This is a genomic window from Propionibacterium acidifaciens (assembly GCF_003798325.1).
GTDB lineage: Bacteria > Actinomycetota > Actinomycetes > Propionibacteriales > Propionibacteriaceae > Propionibacterium > Propionibacterium acidifaciens.
On record NZ_CP033719.1, the window covers coordinates 952,052 to 970,426 of the forward strand.

Sequence of the window (18,375 nt, forward strand, 5' to 3'; positions counted from 1 at the left end):
CCGAGCACCCGTTGAGCAGGGATGCTCCACCCACCGCGGGGCGCTTGGTCGACGATGATCTCCACGGTTGCCAGGACACCGCGTCGAGCAGCCAGGCTCCCCCATATCCCCTCACCGGAAGGCCCGCACAGGTACAGGTTCCCCGCGCGGTCCGCGCAGTGAGCATGCACCAGCGTGACGTCAGGGCGCAGTGCGGGCAGGGTCCGTGGCGCTGGCCCGACCTCCGGGTCCGGATCCAGGTCTGACCCGACGAGTGCGGGCACCGCGATCTCTGTCAAGCCGCACGCTCCTGCCAGGAGCTGAAGGTTGAGTGAGAGCAGGCTTGTCTCCTCCACGGGGTAGGGATCGCCCCACGGAAGCCGGTTGTACATCGCGTTCGGTCGGGGAGAAGGGATCGTGTCACCGACGAACGCGGTCCGAGCCCGCCCCACGACGCCGGCCATCGTCAGGCAGTGCCCCATCGCATGGATCGCGTTGGCGCTCACCGTCAGGCTCGCTCGGCCCGCCAAGGTCCTGGCCAGCACCCGGATCAGTGCGTTGGGACGCGACATGGTGGAAGCGAGGTGAACATGATCCTCCGGCTCGATCCACCGAGCCACGAGTTCATCAGGGGTGCAGAACTCGGCCATCTCAGACCCCCACCCTGCGCATCAAGGTCACTGAGCTGAGGCTCCCGATCGCGAAGGCGAAGGACAGCGCGTTCTCGATGCTCGTCTCGCGCGGACCGCCGGTGACGTGGTCCTGGGGACACTCGGGATCCGGTTCGGCGCAGTTGGCCGTCGGCGCGATCACCTGGTTCTTTATCATCAGCGCGGTGGCCATGCAGTTCAGCAAGCTCGAGGCACCGAGAAGATGACCGAAGACCGGCTTGATCGAGGTCAGCGGCGGCGAGGTCCTCGGGTCCTCTCCGTAGAGACGGGTGAGCGCACGCGCCTCTGCGAGATCGTTCAGCCGGGTGGCCGTGCCGTGTCCGCAGACGTACTGGACGTCACGCGGGGTCTTGCCGTTCCGCGCCAACAGCTGCTCGACCATTTTCGCCATGAAGGAACCACTCGTGTCCATCCGAGTGGGATGGGCTGCCTCGCTGGCACTCATCACGTCCTCGATGACCGCATAACCCGACATGCCTCGAGCACGCACACGATTCTGGCGCTCGAGGACCAGAACCACCGCTCCTTCACCGAGGACAAAACCGTCCCGGTTGACGTCGTACGGCTTCATGGCCCCGTTCGGTGCTGCCACCGCCCGGGAGAGCACGCAAGTCTTCTCCGCGGAGTAGATGTCCAGCACGCCGGGCACGATCGGGAACTCGTGACCGATGACGATCGCTACGTCGTTACGACCGCTCGCGATGCTGTCCATTCCCAGCCGCAGGGCCTGGTGCCCGCCGATGCAGGCGTTGCTCAGCGTGAGCACCTCTCCCACGACGCCCAACCGGATGGCGGTCATCGTGGCTGGTGAGCCGGCCATCGACGCCAGGATCCCGTCGTGCGGCTGAAGGGCGCCGCCGCAGTCGATGCCGCTCGTGGTGTAGTGCTGGTGCCACCATTGGAGCGGCCCCCGGGAGGTCGACGCGTAGATCGCTGCCCGCCCCGGTTCAATCGTGGCAGAGATGGAAGGGGTCTCACCGCACAGGCAGGCGTCCCGCACCGCCATCTCGGCAGCAGCCATGGTGACCAGGATGTCTCTCGAGCATTTGCGCAGATGGCGCTCGGAGAGATCGGGGAGCAGAGCGCGATAATCCGTGTCCCGGGTCTGTGCAGCCAGCGCGGTGTGCAGGAGACCATCCGTCCCGGTGTAGTCGAACCGGTCGACCCCGCAATGCCCCTTGAGGAGATTCCTCCAGGCCTCTTCGCAAGAACCTGCGTTGGCCAGGATCGCACCCATCCCGGAGATCACGACGTGATCTCCCTCGTAGTTCCTCATCTCTGCCCCTTTCTCAGGTCCTCGTCCGCCCGGTACGGGAGGCCGAATCAGCCCGAACCATCGTCGAGACGCCCCGGGCGCCCGAGCCAGAGTCGAGACGTACTCGGAAATCCGGGCCGCGGTACTCCGGGTACCAGTACCCGGAGTACCGGGAAAGTCCTGGCGAGGTACTAGTCGTGACTGTCCGGGCGCGACCCTGATCGCCTAGGTTCGACGCGGAGCAGGTTCTGGCCGAGCCGAGATGTTTCGACTCCGAAGTAAGGACAGGGAGAGCATGCATCAGGGCAGATGGATCGGGAAGGGTCTCGAGCTCTGCGGCTTCGGACACTACTTCGCCCGGCGCCGCGTGGAGAACAGCGCGGTCTCCGGAATCAGCACCACGCCCGACGAGGTGAAGGTGCTGGGGCGTACCGGGGGCGTCACGGCGCACCACGTTGCGGACGACACCGAAGACGTCGGCTACATGGCAGCGCAGGCCGCTCGGGAGGCGTGCCGCGCAGCTGGGCTCGACCCGAAGGACGTCGACCTGCTCATCCTGAGCAATTGGACCGACCGGTGGTGCGCCCCGGAGTGGGCTCCACTGATCGCCATGCAGATCGGTGCCGACAAGGCCCTGGCCTTCGACATCTGCCAGGGTTGCGCTGGATTCGTCCACGGCGTCCACACTGCTGCGATGTACCTGTCCGCTGAAGACTACCAGCACGCAGTGGTGATTGGCTCTGAGCGCTTCTCGCGACGTGTCCGGCCGGGGTCCACCGGAGAGTTGGTGGTCAGCGACGCGGCAGGGGCCGCGGTGCTCTCCCGGAACGGCCGGGACGGGCTGATCGACTCGGTCATGCACACCACTGGTACGCTGGCCCATACCACCACGGTCGATCCCCGCACCGGTTGGGTCCGCAGCCAGCGCCAGCTCAACGACCTCGCCGTGATCGCGATCGCCGACGCGTTCCAGGAGATCTTGGAACGCAATGACTTGGGGCACGACGAGGTCGACTGGCTCATCCCGCATGCGGCGACCGAGCCTTTCCAGGAAGGGCTGCGCCAACGCTTGGCCTTCCCGCCCGCGAAGATCCTCAGCAACTTCTTCACCCGCGGAAACACCTCCAGCGCGTCCATCCCGTCGACGCTCTCCGAAGCTTTGGAGACGGGTCGCGCCCACCGCGGCGAGCTCATCGCCTCTCCCTCGCTGGGCGGCGGTGTGTGGTCCTACGGTTGCCTGCTCTATCGAATCCTGCCCGACGAGACGACGAGGGACTGATCCGTGAGCACCCACGAGACGAAGGAGACGCAGCAGTCGCCCCGGGACCGCGTCGTCGTCACCGGCATGGGTTTCTGCCTGCCAGGGCCCGGAACAGCGACCTGCACCAGCAAGGACGCCTGGCAGCAGATGTCGACAGGGGCGGTGAACCTCGACCACCACGGCAGATTCTTCGGGGTCGTCCCCGGCGACGTCCGGGACCTCGTCTCCGAGCGCTGCCCCGACCTGAAAGCCCGGTACTTGGACAAGTACAACCACGCTCAGCACTACGGGCTGGTGTCGATGCTGGAGGCGCTCGCCCAGGCCGAGCTGACCCCAACGAGTCCCGAGCTGAGCGGGGCCGCCGTCCTGACGGGGCGCCACGGCCTCGACGAGCCGGTGGTCGCGTACAGCAACGCCCTCGCGGCTGACTCGTCCACCACTGCCGAGGCCGCGCGCGACCTGATCGCCCGCACCATGCTCGCGGGCAACACGATGGACGTCTTCCTCGCCCAAGCCACGCTCCTGAGCAGCACCGGCCCGGCGTTCACGCTCTCGGCCTCGTGCGCGACCACCGGCATCCTGATCGGCTCGGCCCTCCAGCTGATTCGTACCGGAGAGTCCGACTTGGTGGTCGTCACCGGTGCCGATCACTACGACCCGGACCGGATGGCCCATTTCCAGGAGCTGGCCAAGACCGCCGTCGCAGACCTCGATGGTTCGTTCACCGGCGTCGTGGACGCTCTCCAGATGCGCCCCTACGACCGCGCGCCCGGGGGCCCGAATGTGGGGAACGGTGCCGCGACGATCATCCTCGAGCGCGAGACCAGCGCCCGCGAGCGCGGGGCTGCGCCCCTCTCGCGGATCACGGCTCAGAGCACCAGGCGCGGGCCTCTCCGCAGCGCCATGGCGGTGGACCTGAAGGGTTGGGGCGCGGTCGCCGCTGCCCGTCGCTGCCTGGCCGTGGCGGGGGCTACCCCGGACCAAGTGGACTACATCAACGGTGGCGCCGAAGGAGACCTCTCGCTGCAGAAGATGGAGTTCCACGCCCTGCGCGAGGTCTTCGGCGAGCGCGCCGCGACGCTCCCGGTCAGCTCGCAGGAGGCGTGCTTCGGCCACTCGGGAGCACCGCTGGGTGTCCTCGGCGTGGCCGCGACCACGATGATGCTCCAGCGGCAACAGCTCTGTCCGACCGCCGGATGCCGCGAGGTCGACCCGGACTGCACCTTCGACGTGGTCACGGGAGACGCGCCGCGGGATGCTGACCTGCGCTACGCGCTCTCGTTCAACTACGGCACCGGGATGGTCTCGAGCGCAGTCCTCGTGGAGGCTCTGTGAGCGGCCCTCGCATCGCCACGGACTGGGTGCCCGAGGGGATGGAGGAGCTCTTCTTCCTGCCCGACCCGATGGTTCCTGCGCAGGCGACCTGCTACTGGGACCTGGGCAACCAGCATCTCGGAGGCGGCTCGCCCAGGCACCGTACGTCCCCGAGCACGTTGCGCGCCCGTGCGCTCCGACTCGCGGACCACGGCGGGGGACGACTCGTCCTGATCAGCGACGCCATCGAGCACCTGCCGCCAGGCGAGGACAACTCGGACGCGGAAGAGCAGGAGGCGACGCTCCTCGAGGCCCGCAGGCTTGCCTCGTACCTGGCCCCCCGAGGCGTGAGGATCAACATCTGCCGAGTCGGGTACTGCCCGGCCCTCGGCCACCGGTTGCCCGAGGCTGAGCTGCGACACCTGCGCAGCTTCCTGGCGATCCGGCGAGACGTGACCCGCGATGATCTGGCAGCAACGATCCGCTTCCTGGCACAGGGCCCCGAGAACCTCGTCGGAGAAACCCTCACCCTCGACGGCGGGCTCTCCTGGCCGCTCGTGCGCGCGGGCAGCGGGTCCAGCCGTACCGCGGTCTTCGAGCCGGAGCCCGGTGGCCCGCGTCAGGAGGACGAGACCGTCCTAGTGACCGGGGCGAGCTCGAAGATCGGCCGCGCCATCGTGGAGCGGCTGGCCGACCAGGGATGTTCCCTCGTCCTGAGCGGCCGTTCCGAGGACAACCTCACCGAGCTGGCCGGCGCCGTGCGTGAACGTGGTCTCCCTTGCCGCATCGTCCCGGCGGACCTCTCCCAGCCAGGAGGAGCGGAGCAGCTCTGGGCCGAGCTGGCAGCGACACCCGTCACCGGCGTCGTCTACGGCGCAGGCGCCCTGCAGCTGGATCCCCCGTCCTCAGCGCATGAACGGCAGCAGCTCTTCCAGCTCAACCACCTCTCCTGGGCCACGCTGGCCGAGCTGGCTGCCGAGAGCTGGCGCGCCGCGGAGCGTCCCGGCGCCTTGGTCGCTCTCGGCTCGCTCTCCGCCGACACCGTCGCCGGACCTCGGCTCGCCAGCTACGCGGCGAGCAAGGCCGCCATGGTGCAGCAGACCAGCTACCTGGCTGTCACCTATGGGCGCTACGGCATCCGGGCCGGTGCAGTGCTTCCCGGTGGCGTCGCAGACACCACCATGGCCCGGGAGCAGCACGACAGCTACCTCGAGGCCGCCGTGGAACGAGTTCCCACCGGCAGATTCAGCACCCCGGACGAGGTCGCCGCCGTCGTCTCCTATCTCCTCCGCCCCGGCTCAGCGATGCTCGCCGGCCGTCCAGTCCGCCTGTGCGGTGGCGTCAGCACGTTGCGTCCTGCGCCCCCAGTCCCCCTCCCCCACGTCAAGGAGTACGCATCATGACTTCCCGGTCCAGCATCGCCCTAGTCACCGGCGCCTCCAGCGGCATCGGCGCCGCCGTGGCCCTCGAACTCGCCGAGGCGGGCCACGATGTCGCCCTCGTAGCCCGCCGTGGTGACCTCCTCGAGCGAGTCGCCGAACAGGTCCGGGCCCGAGGCGCCCAGGCTCTGGTCCTGACCACCGACCTCGCCCAGCCCGGCGCCACCCAGCAGGTGCTGGACTCCATGACGGGGCTATGGGGCCCAGTGAGAGTCCTGGTGAACAACGCGGCCGTCCCCCGCTCCGGACCGATCGCGAGCCTGGACCCGCGGCACTGGGACCTGTCCATGCGCCTCAATCTGACCGTGCCCTTCGAGCTCGCCCGTGGAGTCATCCCTGCGATGCGCCGCGCGGGAAACGGCTGGATCATCAACATCGGATCGGTCAGCGGACTCCAGGCTCACGCGTTCGCCGGTCCGTACGCAGTGGCCAAGCGAGGTCTGAACGCGCTGACCGAGCTGCTCGCCGCCGAGAACGGTGACGCCGGCGTCCGGTCTGCCTGCCTCTGCCTGGGATGGGTCGCCACGGAGATGGCTGCTCCACCGGAGAAAGTGGGCGTCGACCCCCAAGAACTGCTCGCCCCAGAGGACGTCGCCGCCACAGTGCGATGGCTCGTCGAGAGCCCGGTCAGGCTCACGCTCGGCCCGGTGCTGCGAGTCTCCCCCACCCATCCAGGAACAGCTCTGGAATCGGTCTGGCCACGGTTGGCGAGCGAGATGCACGCGAGCGGATCCCTCCATGCCTGAACCCGTGGTGGACGTCTGCGCGCTGTGGTTGGATCGGGACAGCTGGCGTGCCCTGATCCAGCGCCTGGCCGGGTTCGGCCCCCGCTACCTCACACGTTTCGCCCCGCTGATGACCCGGTGGGCCCAGGCTGACCCTGCCCTCGTCATCAGGCTGCTGGACGCGGGCGACCTGGATCGCGTCGTGGACGTCCTGGTCGCTGATTTGCCGGTCGACCTGGATCCGGCGCAACGCGCGGAGCAGAACCAGCAGGAGGGGATCACCGCAGAGGTCCTGCACGGCATGGCCGAGGTGCTTCCCGACGGCTCGACCGTCAACCATCGGTTGCTCGAGGCCAGTCGCGAGGTGCCGGGGGCCCAGGTGTGGGCCGGGATCTCGTTGACGGCTGACCAGCCCAGCACCATGCTGAGGCTCGTGGAGGAAGGCGCGCGAGGATTCACGGTTTCCCCCTTCGACGAGGCGATCAGCCCCTGCGCGTCCGCGTGCGAGTGGTTCTTCCGAACCGCGTCGGAGATCGGTGTGCCGGTGTGGCTGCACAGCGGCGCGCACCTGCGCTCCGACGTCGCGATGGACATCTGCTCCTGGCAGGAGTTCGACCGCCTTGCCGAGCGCTGGCCGGACCTGACGCTGGTCGCCGGACACGGGTGTTGGCCCTGGCTTCGCGAGATGGTGGCGGTGATGCAGAGACACCCTCAGGTGTACCTGGAGATCTCCACCCACCGGCCCGCACGCATGCCCAGGCCTGGCTCCGGGTTCGCACCCCTGATCGAGTTCGGGGGCAGCACCGTAGCGGGACAGGTGCTCTTCGGATCCGGGGGGCCCTGGGTCCACCGCAAGCCACGGCACCACGTGGCCGCGGAGGTCCACGAGCTGGGCCTCGACCCCCAGGTGGCTCGCGCCTGGCTCCACGACAACGCCACTCGACTTCTGCAGGAGGGCGCAGCATGACGTCCGAGGTACTCATCGTGGAGGACCGGGGACCTATCCGGGTGATCACTCTGAACCGGCCGGAGCGGGGCAACTCGCTCGATGCCCGCTTGGGCAAGGCGCTGCTCGAGACGGTGCGAGAGACCGCGCACAGCCATTCGGTCCGCGCCGTGCTGCTCACCGGAGCTGGACGCAGCTTCTGCAGCGGGGACGACATCGCTGGAGTACTCGCCCTGACCGGCGCAGAAGACCTGAGCGCGGCGGCGGCCGACGAGAGCGGCCAGTTCTACTACCCGCTGATCTGCAGCGCGCTGCGCGCAGCACCCCAGCCGGTGGTCGCCGCGATCAACGGGACCGTCGCGGGAGCCGGCCTCGAGATCGCCTGTGCCGCGGATCTGCGACTCTGCTCTGACACAGCCCGGTTCGGGGTGAAGGTGCTCTCCATCGGCCACGCAGGCTGTGCCGCCCTGCTACCGCGTGTCATCGGCTGGCCTCGGGCCACCGAGCTCTTCCTGACCAGCCGGTGGATGGACGCCGCCGAGACGCATCGCATCGGCTTGGTCAGCAGCGTCCACGCAGAAACAGAGTTGGTGCCGCACGCTCTGGCCCTGGCAGCGGACCTGGCCCGCAGCGCTACGGGCGCCATCGGCTGCTACAAGTCCTTCCGCGCCCAGACCGAGCACCAAAGTGCCGACCAAGCCGTGCTGTCGCAGCAGCAACTCCACGAGACCGTCCTGGCGAACGTCGACGACGCAAGTGAAGGACCTCGCGCTCGCATCGAGCGCCGTCAGCCACGCTTCACCGGTCGTTGAGCCCCCAAGGAGACCATCATGCTCACTTCACCGGAGCCCTCGTTCTTCCGTGGCAGGACCGCGCTGGTCACCGGTGCCAGCAGCGGTATAGGAGCAACCATCAGCCGCCACCTCGCAGCCGCCGGGTGTCGGGTGGGGATTCTGGCCCGACGAGAGGACAAGCTGATCGATCTGGCGAGCTCAGCCGAGCAGCAGGGCTGGGAAGTCCTGCCTATCGCCGGAGATGTGACGAGTATGGCCTCCCTCGAGCAGGCGCACAGCACGCTCTGCGCCCGGTGGGGACCGCCCGAGCTCGTCGTGCACGCCGCTGGCAGCGGACGCGACCAGGTCTTCCTGTGCGACCAGACGGAGGAGTCATGGACCGCCTCCATCGACATCAACCTCAATGGTGCATTCCGCGTGTGCCGGACCGTCCTACCCGCTCTGCTCGACCTCGGACGCGGCTCTATCGTGCTCATGTCATCCGTGGCCGGTCGACGCGCCCTGCCGGCGAACACTGCCTACTGCGCTGCTCGATTCGGCCTACGTGGCCTCACCGAGGCGCTGGCCCTGGAGGCAGGGCCCGCAGGCGTCCGCGTCAACGCGCTCGCCCCTGGGCTGACCAGGGCCCCCAGCGTCACCGACGAGAGCCTCTACGGGGGACAGTTCATGGCCAGCCTGCGCAAGCATCACGGACCGGAGTCCCTGACCTGGGAGCGTTACCTGCGCAGTGCGGTGGCGTCCACCGCACTGCGCAAGATGGTCGAGCCGGACGAGGTGGCTCAGGCCGCGCTCTTCTTGCTGGGCCCGGCCTCCAGCGCCATGACCGGCCACGTCCTGGATGTCGACGCAGGGTCGCTCTGAGATGTCTCCCACAGCCGCTCCCCCCTCGCGGTACATCGACGAAGCTGTCCAGCTGGTGGGCTCGGGGCCGCTCGCCGACGCCCTCGTGTCGTGCCTCGCCCCGCGCGCGAGCGAGCTTGCGGCACCCGCGCTCGTCCTCGTGCTGGCTGGTTCGGCGGCCGACCTGGATCCCCGCTTTGATGAGCACCTCGCAGCACTGGCGCAGAACGGTGGCGGCCGCGCGGTGGTCATCACCGAGGCCGACGAGATCGCTGCTGAGGCACTGGTAGGCGACACGCGTCGAACACGTGAGGAGGTCCTGCGCCACTGGCCGCACCGGACTGCCCGGCTAGCGACGTCCGGGGTCTTGCTGAACCGGATCTCCGTTGGCGCCTCCACCCTGCTCGGGCACGAGCCCATGCTCGTCCGCCGCGTTCAGGCGTGCAGCCGCGGCGCAGCCGGGCTCTCGGCGGGCGCGGTCGCCGAGGCCGTCCTGGCTCTCCTGCACCCGAGGAACACGTACTGCGTGGGCCAAGAGCTGCGCGTCGACGGCGGCCTCGGACTCCACTGGATCGCCCCAGCAGCCTCCATCTCCACGTTGCCCTCCCACCGCACCGTTCCTTCTGATCCTGCTCGTTCTTCTGATCCCGCTCGTGTCCTCGTCCTCGGAGCGAGCAGCGGCATCGGCGCAGCCATCGCCACAGCATGGGCAGCCCGCGGAGCCGAGGTGATCCTCGCAGCCCGCCGGGAGAAGGAACTCGGCGAGCAGCTGGACCAGATCCGCGCCGCGGGTGGGTCCGGACAGCTGTACTCCGTGGACCTCGGCACCCCAGGCGCGGCCCGCGCCGTCGTCGAACACGCATGGGAGGAGCTCGGCCCGATCGGCGGACTGGTCCACGCTGCCGGAGTCTTCGCGCTGACCTCCCGGGATGAGCCCACGCGGGCAACGCTGGACCGGTGCATGAGCATCAACTTCCTCCCCTACGCAGAGGCCGCTCAGACCCTCTGGGAGCGGTGGCGTGGTACTGGGACCAGCGGGTCGATCGTAGGCATCAGCTCGGTCGGCGGCTCTCGGGCGATGGTGCCGCACCTGCAGGCCTACGGGACCTCCAAGGCGGCGATGGACCACTTCACCCGGACCATGGCCCTGACCATGGCAGCCCAGGGCAGCCGCATCAACACCGTAGCGCCGGGGCTGATCCGGACCCGGCTGGCCAACGCCGTTGACGAGACCTTCCTCCAGTCCTGGCTCGCCCGCATCCCGATGGGACGACCGGGGACCACGACTGAGATCGTCCCCCTCGCCTCGTACCTGCTCAGTTCGCGATCCCAGTCCGTCACCGGACAGGTGATCGCCCTTGACGGTGGGTTCTCTCTGCCGAACCTACCCTCGGTGCAGCTCCACCGTCGCACCAGTGCCTAGGCCATGCCTGGCGCGGTTTGGAACGCTCCGCCCGCCAAACAGGCGAGACGAGTTCCGATCTTCACTACGTACGTGGAGCTAAGGGGATTCGAACCCCCGACCTTCTCATTGCGAACGAGACGCGCTACCAGCTGCGCCATAGCCCCTTGCCGCCGCGCCCGGAACGGGGCGCCGAAGCAGGATTGAGCTTAGCACCCGGCCCGGCCGGGTCCAAGCGCACCCGCGCCGGGCCGCCGCGGCTCACTCGCCCGCCGCGCGCCGGCGCTCGTCCTGCCCGCGGTCCTCGTCGCCCTCGGCCTGCGGGGGCTCGGCGGTGACGGGCACCTGCGGGGCCGCGACCGGCGGCACCGGGGCCGACAGGTCGATGGTGCGCACCGAGCGCGGCACCAGCGGCTTCGAGACGTAGGTGGGCGGCGTCACGGCGATCGGCTCCCACAGCGAGCCGATCGTCGAGGCCACCGGCAGCTCGAGCGAGATGGAGATCTCGGTCTCCTCGTCGTGCACGCCGGTGAGGTCGACGGTGTTGACCGCGACCGTGTCCTCCTGCCAGTCCTGGCAGACGGAGTCGAGCTTCCCGTCGATCATGGCGTCGACGGTGCGCACGCTGATGCGGCTCGTCACGACGAAGACGACGAGCAGGGCCACGCCGACGAGCGAGAGCCACCAGGGCGCCGAGGTGAGCGCCGCGATGACGACCGAGGAGACCATGAGGACCAGCGAGCCGACCAGGCCCAGACGGCGCCGGCGCATCGCGATCTGCGCGGCGCGGCGCACCTCGAACAGGACGGCGTCGCGCTGGAGCGGCGTGGAGATCTGGAGCGCCGGATCGATGGGCTCGCCGGCCCGGCCGTCCCTGCCGCGCCGCACGACGCGCATCGACTCGGTGAAGTCGCCCACGCCGGCCTCGTGCACGCTCAGGCGCGGGTCGCGGTGCAGCACGAAGCGCGGGACGAGGTACGCCAACCAGCCGGCGACGATCGCCAGCCAGATCAACCCCGTCAGACCCATGTGAGACAAGCTAGGGCCTCACGGCTCCGACGGTCGCCCGCACACGCCGCCGGTCCGTTTTCGGGTCCCTGTGAAAACCCTCACAGGGACGACTCGGGGTTCATCATCATGGCTTGTCAGAGGGTCGACCGGCGCGGGAGAGCAGCCGGGCCAGCTCCCCGTGCGGCGGGCGCTCCTCGGCAGTCCGCACGTAGACGTCGTGGTCGCACCAGTGGCCGGCGATGTGCAGATAGCGCGGCCGCAGCCCCTCGTAGCGCCAGCCGAGCTTGGCGACGACGCGGTGACTCGGCCCGTTCTCGGGGCAGATGCAGATCTCGAGGCGGTGCAGGCCGACGACGTCGAAGCAGAAGTCGGCGGCCATGGCCACGGCCCTCGGGGTGTGACCGCGCCCGGCGTGGCGCTCGTCGACCCAGTAGCCGATCGAGGCGAGCTGGGCCGCGCCGCGGGTGATGCCGGCCACGGTGACCTGACCGATCATCGGGGCCCTGCCGAGGGCGCGCCCGCCGGTCCGGCCGTCCTCGCTCAGCGCGAGGGCCCAGCCGAGGGCCGATCCCTCACGCCCCAGCCGCCGATAGCGGCGGACGAGTCGGGGGAAGTCGAGCGGTTCCTCGCCGGAGCCGGGCGGCAGGGTCGAGTCCCACGGGCCGGTCCAGTCGCGGTTGGCGGTGCGCAGCTCGGCCCACCGTCCGGCGTCCCGGGCGCGCAGCGGACGCAGCACGAGCCCGTCGTGGTGGAGGATCACCGGCCACGAGGGGCCGGCGACCATGGTGCTGCTCACCCGAGCGGTCGCCACCGGCGGGACGGACGGCCCGTTCACCGGGGGCCGAGCACCAGGCAGTCGAGGTGGTCGCCGTGCCGCGCGGACGAGACGCCCTCGTCGAGCACGAGGAGGCCGTTGCAGCGGGCGATGACGCCGAGGTCGCCGAGCCGCTCGGTCATCGGCAGCGCATGCGGGCCCTCTGGCCCGATGGTGACCCATGCGGGGATGTACTCGCAGAAGCCGCTGCTGCCGCTCACCGGCGCGTCGAGCCGCACCCGGGCGGCGACGCCGCCGGCGCCGGCGCCCATGAGCACGCGGATCATGGGACCGCCGAAGGCCACGTAGCCGGTGTAGGCGCTCGCGGGATCGGAGCCGAGCATGAGGACCGGCACCCGGTCCGCGCCGATGAGACCGAAGCCCTGGTCCGGTCCGGGGTGCAGGGCGACCGTCGAGAAGTCGATCGGGCCGAGCCCATCGAGAGCCTCGGCGAGCAGACCGTCGGCGCCCCTCTCGACGCCGCCGACGGTGATGAGCAGATCGGCGCGGATGAGCTGGTCGGTGACGGCCTCCGCGACGGAGTCCGCGTCCTGGGCGTCGGAGTTCTCGCGCCACACCTGGGCGCCGTCGGCGCGGGCCGCCGAGGCCACCATGAACGAGGCGGCGTCGCGGTGCTGCCGAGCCGCCACCTCGAAGGCCTGGCTGGTCGGGCCGCCCTCGCGCAGCGACAGGACGACGACGCGCGGGCGCGGGCGGCACAGCACCTTGTCGAAGCCGGCACCGCCGATGAGGCCGAGCAGCCGTTCGTCCAGCATCGTGCCGGGCGCGGCGATGACGGCGCCGTCGGCGACGTCGGAACCGACCTGGCGGACGTTGTCGCCGGCGTCGACCGAGTGGTCGACGAGGAGCCTCCCGCTGTCGACGACGGCCGCGTCGAGCGGCACGACGGCGTCGGCGCCCGGGGGCATGGGGTGACCGACGAGCACCGGCACGGCCGAGGCCTCCTCGTGCACGTCGGCGGCGACCGTGAGGACGACGCCGGTCCCAGGATCGACGTCGCGCACGTCGACCGAGATCACCGCGTAGCCGTCGCAGGCAGCCTCGGGCAGGGCCGGCAGGTCGCCGTCGGCGGTCAGGTTCTCGCACAGGCTGAGCCCGGCGGCGTCGAGGAGCCTCATGCCGAAGGGCATGAGCGGTTCGAGCATCGAGCAGATCCAGTCGCGCTGGCCCTCGACCGTGCGCGTCCCGTGCGGGCCCGGCGCGGGCGGGGGCGCTAGCTGCGCCGGGTCGGGCCGGGGCGGCTCCACCGTCACGGGCTTCTTGCTGCGACCGAACAGTGCCATGCCTCTTACGATATGTGCATGTCGCAGCTCGATCCGGACGGACCCACCGCGCGGCGCTCCCCCCTCGACGCGATCGCCGCCGGGGACGACGTGGCCGGACGCAAGGAGGCGGTCCGCAGGGCCGTCCGCAGGGCGCGCAGCGCGGCGCCGGAGGCCCGGCGTCTGGCCGCCGACGGGGCCCGTGCGGCGCGGGCGCTCGCGCTGGTCGACGAGCTCCTGGCACCCGGCTCGGTGATCGCCTGCTATCTGTCCACGGCCGAGGAGCCGGGCACGCTGGGGCTGGTCGAGTCCCTGCGCGCCGGGGGCCACCGGGTGCTCGCGCCCGTCCTCGGCGGGCTCCCCGACGGGAGGCCCCGCCACGACGTCGCCTGGGCCTGGTACGAGGGCCCGGAGGCCCTCGCGCCCGGCCTGTGGTCGATCCCCGATCCGACCGGCGAGGCCCTTCCGGCACGGGCGCTCGCGCAGGCCGACCTGGTCCTCGTCCCGGCGCTCGGGGTGGGGCTGGACGGCAGCCGCGTCGGCACCGGCGGCGGCTGGTACGACCGGGCCCTGCGGCACGTCCGGCCCGGGACGCCCTGCTGGGCCCTGGTCAACGACGACGAGGTCGCCGGCCGGATGCCGCGCGAGCCGCACGACCGCCCGGTGGACGGCATCATCACGAGCACCCGCGCCGTGGCCACGCCGGGTCCGTGACCGTCGGGCCCGCGGGTCCCGCTCTGCGACGAACGGCTTCGACCGCCGCGGGCGCGCACGTAGAATGACCTGCGGCCCGCGCACCCTGCCGGGCTGTGAGGACGAGGGAGCACATGCCCACCTATCAGTACCAGTGCAACGCCTGCGGCAATGAGCTCGAGGTCTTCCAGAAGTTCACGGACGATCCCCTCACCGTCTGCCCCAGCTGCAGGGGTCGTCTTCGCAAGGTGTACAGCGCCGTCGGCGTGGTCTTCAAGGGCTCCGGCTTCTACGCCACCGACAACCGCTCGCACGGCGCCGCCTCGGCCGCCGTCCCCGCGGCCTCCCACCACGACGCGGAGTCCGGCGGCTCGTCGGACGGGTCGGGCTCCGAGACGGGCGCCGCGAAGGCCGGCTCGACCGTCGCGACGGGCTCGGCCCCGGGCGACTCCGCCGCCTGAGACCCGACACGGGCCCGGACCGGCCCGATGCGCAGACGCCGAGGACGTGTTCCCAGGGCTCGGGCCCTGCACGGCCCGGACCGGCTCCGCCGGGGCCCGTTCCGGATCCCACCCGGAGAAGACCTGTGGACAACTGATCGTCCGGGGCGGCCCGCGAGCACACTGCGGGCATGAACGTCAGCAGCTGGATCTCCTCCGTCCTGCGGGCGGTGCGCTGGCACCGCCGCGGCCTCGCCGTCGTCGCGGCCGCCTGCGCCCTGGTCCTCGCCCTGGCCGCCCTGTCCCCCGGTTCCGGGCCGACGCGCACGGTGGTCGTCAGCGCCCGCGATCTGGCGGCGGGCGTCGTCGTCGGCGCCGACGACGTGACGACCGCCGAGCTGCCCGTGGGCGCGGTGCCGGCCTCGGCGCTGACCGATCCGGCCCAGATCGTCGGGCAGCTCCTCGCCGCGCCCCGCCCGGGCGGGGCGACGCTCCTGAACGAGGACGTCGTGAGCTCGTCCCTCGTGTCCGCCTCCGACGGCCTGTCGCTCGTGCCCTTCCGCATCACCGACGCGGCCATCGCGTCGATCCTCGAGGTGGGCGATCTCATCTCGGTCGTGACCCTCGGCCCGGACGGCCAGTCGGTCCCGGTCGTCGACCGCGTGCGCATCGCGGCGCTGCCGGCCCCGGCCGAGGCCAGCGCGATCGGCGGCTCCGGGTCGAGCGGCGCTCTGGTCGTCGTCACGGCGGACGCCGACCAGGCGGCGCTGCTGGCCGCGGCCTCGTCCTCGTACGAGATGGGCATCATCCTGGAGGCACCCTGACGGGGACGGGGCCGGTCCTCCCCACGTGGCGCGCAGCTCGGCACGGCAGGGGAGGCACCTGGCAAGGATGGGGGCGGCCCTCCTCGCGGGCAACGAATACCCTTGTCGACTGTCGTGATGTCATCACTCGGGCGAGGGGCCCGGCCCGATGCCGGGCCCCTCTAGACTCAGGGGATTGGGAACAACCCGCTCCCCCACGGCGTTGAGACCCGGGTGAGCACCTTCCTCTCGAAGGCATCCTCATCACGCCATGTCCATTCCCGTCCCGATCCATCCCCATTCCAGTCATCCCACGAGGAGAACCATGAAGGGTTTCAAAGAGTTCATCATGCGCGGCAATCTGATCCAGACTGCCGTCGCCTTCATCATCGGCACCGCGTTCGCCGCGGTCGTGAGCACGTTCACCAATGTCATCCTGAGCCTCATCGCCCTGGTGCTGGGCGGCAGGGAGCCGAACTTCGACAACTGGGCCCCGGGCGGCATCCCGGTCGGCACCTTCCTCACCGCACTCATCTCGTTCCTCATGGTGGCCGCAGTGGTCTACTTCGCGATCGTCAAGCCGATGAACGCTCTTGAGGCCCGCAGGAAGAAGGGTCAGGAGGACGAGGGCATCCCCCCGACCGAGGCCGACCTGCTCACCGAGATCCGCGACCTGCTCGCCGGGAAGAGGGGCGCCGAGCGCTCCGCCGGTGACGTCCAGGCCTGAGCCCGGAAGTCCGGACCATCGGGAGGGTCCCCGGGTCGCCGTCCCGCAGCGCCCGACGAGGAGTTCTCCCGATGGTCCGCTGGCCCCGATCGCCTCGGGGCCCGAACCCTCGCGCCTCATGGCCGAGCGGAGTCGCGGAACGACCTCCGGCGCTCAGCCGACCGAGCCGTGATGCGGCGGCCGCTCGGCCATGAGGCGCAGGTCTTCACGGTCGAGCGGGCGGGAATGGTCCCGCACGCCGGCCTCGACCGCGTCGAGGGCCAGCAGCGCCTCGCACCGGCCGACCCAGGCGTGCAGCTGGGCGGGGCCGATCCCCGCCCGGATGTCGTCGGACACGGCCAGGGGCCAGCGTCCGCCCTCGGCGCGGCAGGCATCGCGGAAGGCGCGCAGCCGCCCGGCCGTCCAGCCGGCCTCGTGCAGGCGCGAGACGAGCTCATCGGGCGTGTCGGCGCCGCGGGCCATGGCGCGTGCGGCATCAGCGCCGCCCAGGGCGTGGGCGGCGGCGATCACGAGCCGGGGAACCGCGCTCATCGCGCCCGCAGCACCGCCCCGTCAGGAACGGTGCCCCCCTCGGCGCCGAGCACGACGTCGCCGACCACCCGGACGTCGGAGCCGAAGCTCCAGTCGCCGGTGACCGTCAGCGAGTTCGCCTCGCGCAGGTGCACCGGGTGGGGGACGCGCCGGTCGAACTCGTCCACGAAGGTGTACGCGGGGCCGAGGTCGATGCCGGGGATGCGCCCCACCCGCGCCCTGAGCACGCCGTCGTCGCCGATCTCGTAGACGTCCGAGCGCAGCAGGAGCAGCTCGTTGGTCTTCTTGACCGGCACGAAGCGGTCCCGGCCGACCTTGAGGACCCTGGCGTCGTCGAACAGCTCGATGGCCGCGCCCATGGCGCTCTCCACCTGGATGACGGCGGGGCTCCCGGGGTCGGTCGGGTCGACGGTCTTGGTGTTGCGGATGAGCGGCAGGCCGAGGACCCCTCCGGTCTCGTCGAGCTTGGCCCTGAGGGCCTCGAGGTTCCACCACAGGTTGTTGGTGTTGAAGTAGCGGTGCACCGTCTCGTCGGTGAAGAACCGCATGTCCGCCTCGGCGGTCTGCGCGGTGTCGCGCAGGATGAGCCGGCCGTCGACCCTGCGGACGGCCAGGTGGCCGCCCTTGCGATCGTTGGGCGTGCGTTCGCAGACCTCGGAGCACCAGGGGGCGCCGGTGGCGGCGAACCAGCCGGCAATCCTCGCATCGGGGATCGCACCGAGATTGTCGGAGTTGGAGACCGTGGCGTAGCGGTAGCCCGCCGCGAGCAACCGGTCGAGCAGACCGCTGTCATGGAGGGACGCGTAGATGTCGCCGTGCCCCGGCGGGCACCATTCGAGCGAGGGGTCCGCGGGCCATTCGACCGGCGTGAGATCGCTCGCCAGGAGCTTGGGCTCCTTGCTCTGCAGGAAGTCGAGCGGCAGGCCGTCGACGGGGAGCCCGGGGTGCTTCGCCAGGGCGGCGAGGGTGTCCTCGTGGGTGTTGAAGGAGTCCATGAGCAGCAGCGGCAGGCGCGCACCGTACCTGCGGCGCGCCGACAGCGCCTGTCGGACGAGGATGTCGAGGAATGTGCTGCCGTCGCGCACCTCGAGGAGGGACTTGGCCCGGGCCAGACCCATCGAGGTGCCGAGCCCGCCGTTCAGCTTGATGAAGACGGTCCTGTCGAGGGCCTCACGGGCCTGCTGCTCGTCGACGCCGATGTCGTCGAGGGCCGGGACCTCGCCGACCGGCCGGATGGAGTCCTCGCTGATCAGGCCGGTGGCGCCCGAGGCGACCCGCTCGTAGTAGTGACTGAACACGTCGATGGCCGTGGGGCCGACGCCTGCGTCGGTCATCTTCCGCCTGGCCTGCTGAAGTCCCTGCTCGCTCATGCCCTCAGCCTAGCCAGAGCCGGACTGTCGTGCTCATGGCCCTGCTGGTGGACGCCCGGGCCGGGACCGGCGAACGG

Annotated in this window: 18 protein-coding genes, 1 tRNA gene and 1 pseudogene; 12 read left to right on the forward strand and 8 right to left on the reverse strand. The window is 70.6% G+C overall.

The window, feature by feature from the left end; genetic code table 11:
* Positions 1-107 precede the first annotated feature (107 nt).
* Positions 108-629, reverse strand: a pseudogene (locus EGX94_RS14280) (CoA-transferase); the annotation flags it as partial.
* 1 nt (position 630) lies between these two features.
* On the reverse strand, positions 631-1,926 hold the full coding sequence (locus EGX94_RS04080) for a beta-ketoacyl-[acyl-carrier-protein] synthase family protein (RefSeq protein ID WP_021797871.1): 1,296 nt from the start codon (positions 1,924-1,926) through the stop codon (positions 631-633).
* 274 nt (positions 1,927-2,200) lie between these two features.
* Here EGX94_RS04080 and EGX94_RS04085 point away from each other — a divergent pair, with 274 nt between their 5' ends.
* From EGX94_RS04085 to EGX94_RS04120, 8 genes are read left to right on the forward strand one after another with little or no spacing between them, the layout of a single operon-like run.
* Complete coding sequence (locus tag EGX94_RS04085; protein ID WP_021797867.1) at positions 2,201-3,184, forward strand: ketoacyl-ACP synthase III; 984 nt, start codon at positions 2,201-2,203, stop codon at positions 3,182-3,184.
* Positions 3,185-3,187: 3 nt separating this feature from the next.
* Positions 3,188-4,501, forward strand: a complete 1,314-nt coding sequence (locus EGX94_RS04090) for a beta-ketoacyl synthase N-terminal-like domain-containing protein (protein WP_021797843.1) — start codon at positions 3,188-3,190, stop codon at positions 4,499-4,501.
* Positions 4,498-5,883, forward strand: coding sequence for an SDR family oxidoreductase (locus tag EGX94_RS04095; RefSeq protein ID WP_021797850.1), 1,386 nt, complete (start codon positions 4,498-4,500; stop codon positions 5,881-5,883). Before EGX94_RS04090 ends, EGX94_RS04095 begins: the two co-directional genes overlap by 4 nt.
* Positions 5,880-6,665 (forward strand): SDR family NAD(P)-dependent oxidoreductase, encoded by a 786-nt coding sequence (locus EGX94_RS04100; RefSeq protein ID WP_021797859.1) that lies wholly within the window; start codon positions 5,880-5,882, stop codon positions 6,663-6,665. The genes EGX94_RS04095 and EGX94_RS04100 overlap by 4 nt, the downstream gene beginning before the upstream one ends.
* Positions 6,658-7,611 carry an amidohydrolase family protein gene (locus EGX94_RS04105; RefSeq protein ID WP_051245608.1) on the forward strand — a complete coding sequence of 318 codons (954 nt, stop codon included), beginning with the start codon at positions 6,658-6,660 and terminating at the stop codon, positions 7,609-7,611. Before EGX94_RS04100 ends, EGX94_RS04105 begins: the two co-directional genes overlap by 8 nt.
* Complete coding sequence (locus EGX94_RS04110; RefSeq protein ID WP_021797837.1) at positions 7,608-8,402, forward strand: enoyl-CoA hydratase/isomerase family protein; 795 nt, start codon at positions 7,608-7,610, stop codon at positions 8,400-8,402. The genes EGX94_RS04105 and EGX94_RS04110 overlap by 4 nt, the downstream gene beginning before the upstream one ends.
* 18 nt (positions 8,403-8,420) lie before the next feature.
* Positions 8,421-9,245 (forward strand): SDR family NAD(P)-dependent oxidoreductase, encoded by an 825-nt coding sequence (locus tag EGX94_RS04115; protein ID WP_021797842.1) that lies wholly within the window; start codon positions 8,421-8,423, stop codon positions 9,243-9,245.
* A gap of 1 nt (position 9,246) precedes the next feature.
* Positions 9,247-10,647: an SDR family NAD(P)-dependent oxidoreductase gene (locus EGX94_RS04120; protein WP_192962693.1), complete on the forward strand. Its 1,401-nt coding sequence runs from the start codon at positions 9,247-9,249 to the stop codon at positions 10,645-10,647.
* A 73-nt stretch (positions 10,648-10,720) separates the two neighbouring features.
* Here EGX94_RS04120 and EGX94_RS04125 read toward each other — a convergent pair.
* The 4 genes from EGX94_RS04125 to EGX94_RS04140 all read right to left on the reverse strand — a co-directional run bounded on the left by EGX94_RS04125 (position 10,721) and on the right by EGX94_RS04140 (position 13,755).
* Positions 10,721-10,793, reverse strand: a tRNA-Ala gene (locus EGX94_RS04125).
* Between the two features lie 94 nt (positions 10,794-10,887).
* Positions 10,888-11,655, reverse strand: a complete 768-nt coding sequence (locus tag EGX94_RS04130) for a hypothetical protein (protein ID WP_123825929.1) — start codon at positions 11,653-11,655, stop codon at positions 10,888-10,890.
* A 106-nt stretch (positions 11,656-11,761) separates the two neighbouring features.
* A complete protein-coding gene (locus EGX94_RS04135; protein ID WP_196807764.1) occupies positions 11,762-12,433 on the reverse strand; it encodes a GNAT family N-acetyltransferase in 672 nt (223 codons plus the stop codon).
* Positions 12,434-12,468: 35 nt separating this feature from the next.
* On the reverse strand, positions 12,469-13,755 hold the full coding sequence (locus EGX94_RS04140) for a molybdopterin-binding protein (protein ID WP_021797789.1): 1,287 nt from the start codon (positions 13,753-13,755) through the stop codon (positions 12,469-12,471).
* Positions 13,756-13,773: 18 nt separating this feature from the next.
* Here EGX94_RS04140 and EGX94_RS04145 point away from each other — a divergent pair, with 18 nt between their 5' ends.
* The 4 genes from EGX94_RS04145 (at position 13,774) to mscL (ending at position 16,397) form a co-directional block, all read left to right on the forward strand.
* Positions 13,774-14,448: a 5-formyltetrahydrofolate cyclo-ligase gene (locus tag EGX94_RS04145; protein ID WP_123825931.1), complete on the forward strand. Its 675-nt coding sequence runs from the start codon at positions 13,774-13,776 to the stop codon at positions 14,446-14,448.
* Positions 14,449-14,561: 113 nt separating this feature from the next.
* Complete coding sequence (locus tag EGX94_RS04150; protein ID WP_021796892.1) at positions 14,562-14,888, forward strand: FmdB family zinc ribbon protein; 327 nt, start codon at positions 14,562-14,564, stop codon at positions 14,886-14,888.
* 170 nt (positions 14,889-15,058) lie between these two features.
* Positions 15,059-15,691: an SAF domain-containing protein gene (locus tag EGX94_RS04155; RefSeq protein ID WP_021796893.1), complete on the forward strand. Its 633-nt coding sequence runs from the start codon at positions 15,059-15,061 to the stop codon at positions 15,689-15,691.
* 304 nt (positions 15,692-15,995) lie between these two features.
* On the forward strand, positions 15,996-16,397 hold the full coding sequence (gene mscL / locus EGX94_RS04160; protein WP_021796897.1) for a large conductance mechanosensitive channel protein MscL: 402 nt from the start codon (positions 15,996-15,998) through the stop codon (positions 16,395-16,397).
* A 153-nt stretch (positions 16,398-16,550) separates the two neighbouring features.
* On the opposite strand, the gene EGX94_RS04165 is transcribed toward mscL, so the two are convergent.
* Positions 16,551-16,928, reverse strand: a complete 378-nt coding sequence (locus tag EGX94_RS04165; protein WP_123825933.1) for a hypothetical protein — start codon at positions 16,926-16,928, stop codon at positions 16,551-16,553.
* On the reverse strand, positions 16,925-18,298 hold the full coding sequence (locus EGX94_RS04170) for a UTP--glucose-1-phosphate uridylyltransferase (RefSeq protein ID WP_021796895.1): 1,374 nt from the start codon (positions 18,296-18,298) through the stop codon (positions 16,925-16,927). Before EGX94_RS04170 ends, EGX94_RS04165 begins: the two co-directional genes overlap by 4 nt.
* Positions 18,299-18,375 lie beyond the last annotated feature (77 nt).

Excerpts from the sequence above, each read along its gene's own strand:
- EGX94_RS04110 (WP_021797837.1), top strand. The coding sequence starts at position 7,608 with ATGACGTCCGAGGTACTCATCGTGGAGGACCGGGGACCTATCCGGGTG.
- EGX94_RS04165 (WP_123825933.1), bottom strand. The coding sequence starts at position 16,928 with ATGAGCGCGGTTCCCCGGCTCGTGATCGCCGCCGCCCACGCCCTGGGC.
- EGX94_RS04100 (WP_021797859.1), top strand. The coding sequence starts at position 5,880 with ATGACTTCCCGGTCCAGCATCGCCCTAGTCACCGGCGCCTCCAGCGGC.
- EGX94_RS04115 (WP_021797842.1), top strand. The coding sequence starts at position 8,421 with ATGCTCACTTCACCGGAGCCCTCGTTCTTCCGTGGCAGGACCGCGCTG.
- EGX94_RS04130 (WP_123825929.1), bottom strand. The coding sequence starts at position 11,655 with ATGGGTCTGACGGGGTTGATCTGGCTGGCGATCGTCGCCGGCTGGTTG.
- EGX94_RS04085 (WP_021797867.1), top strand. The coding sequence starts at position 2,201 with ATGCATCAGGGCAGATGGATCGGGAAGGGTCTCGAGCTCTGCGGCTTC.
- EGX94_RS04105 (WP_051245608.1), top strand. The coding sequence starts at position 6,658 with ATGCCTGAACCCGTGGTGGACGTCTGCGCGCTGTGGTTGGATCGGGAC.
- EGX94_RS04170 (WP_021796895.1), bottom strand. The coding sequence starts at position 18,298 with ATGAGCGAGCAGGGACTTCAGCAGGCCAGGCGGAAGATGACCGACGCA.
- EGX94_RS04145 (WP_123825931.1), top strand. The coding sequence starts at position 13,774 with ATGTCGCAGCTCGATCCGGACGGACCCACCGCGCGGCGCTCCCCCCTC.
- EGX94_RS04080 (WP_021797871.1), bottom strand. The coding sequence starts at position 1,926 with ATGAGGAACTACGAGGGAGATCACGTCGTGATCTCCGGGATGGGTGCG.
- EGX94_RS04155 (WP_021796893.1), top strand. The coding sequence starts at position 15,059 with ATGAACGTCAGCAGCTGGATCTCCTCCGTCCTGCGGGCGGTGCGCTGG.
- mscL (WP_021796897.1), top strand. The coding sequence starts at position 15,996 with ATGAAGGGTTTCAAAGAGTTCATCATGCGCGGCAATCTGATCCAGACT.
- EGX94_RS04150 (WP_021796892.1), top strand. The coding sequence starts at position 14,562 with ATGCCCACCTATCAGTACCAGTGCAACGCCTGCGGCAATGAGCTCGAG.
- EGX94_RS04120 (WP_192962693.1), top strand. The coding sequence starts at position 9,247 with ATGTCTCCCACAGCCGCTCCCCCCTCGCGGTACATCGACGAAGCTGTC.
- EGX94_RS04140 (WP_021797789.1), bottom strand. The coding sequence starts at position 13,755 with ATGGCACTGTTCGGTCGCAGCAAGAAGCCCGTGACGGTGGAGCCGCCC.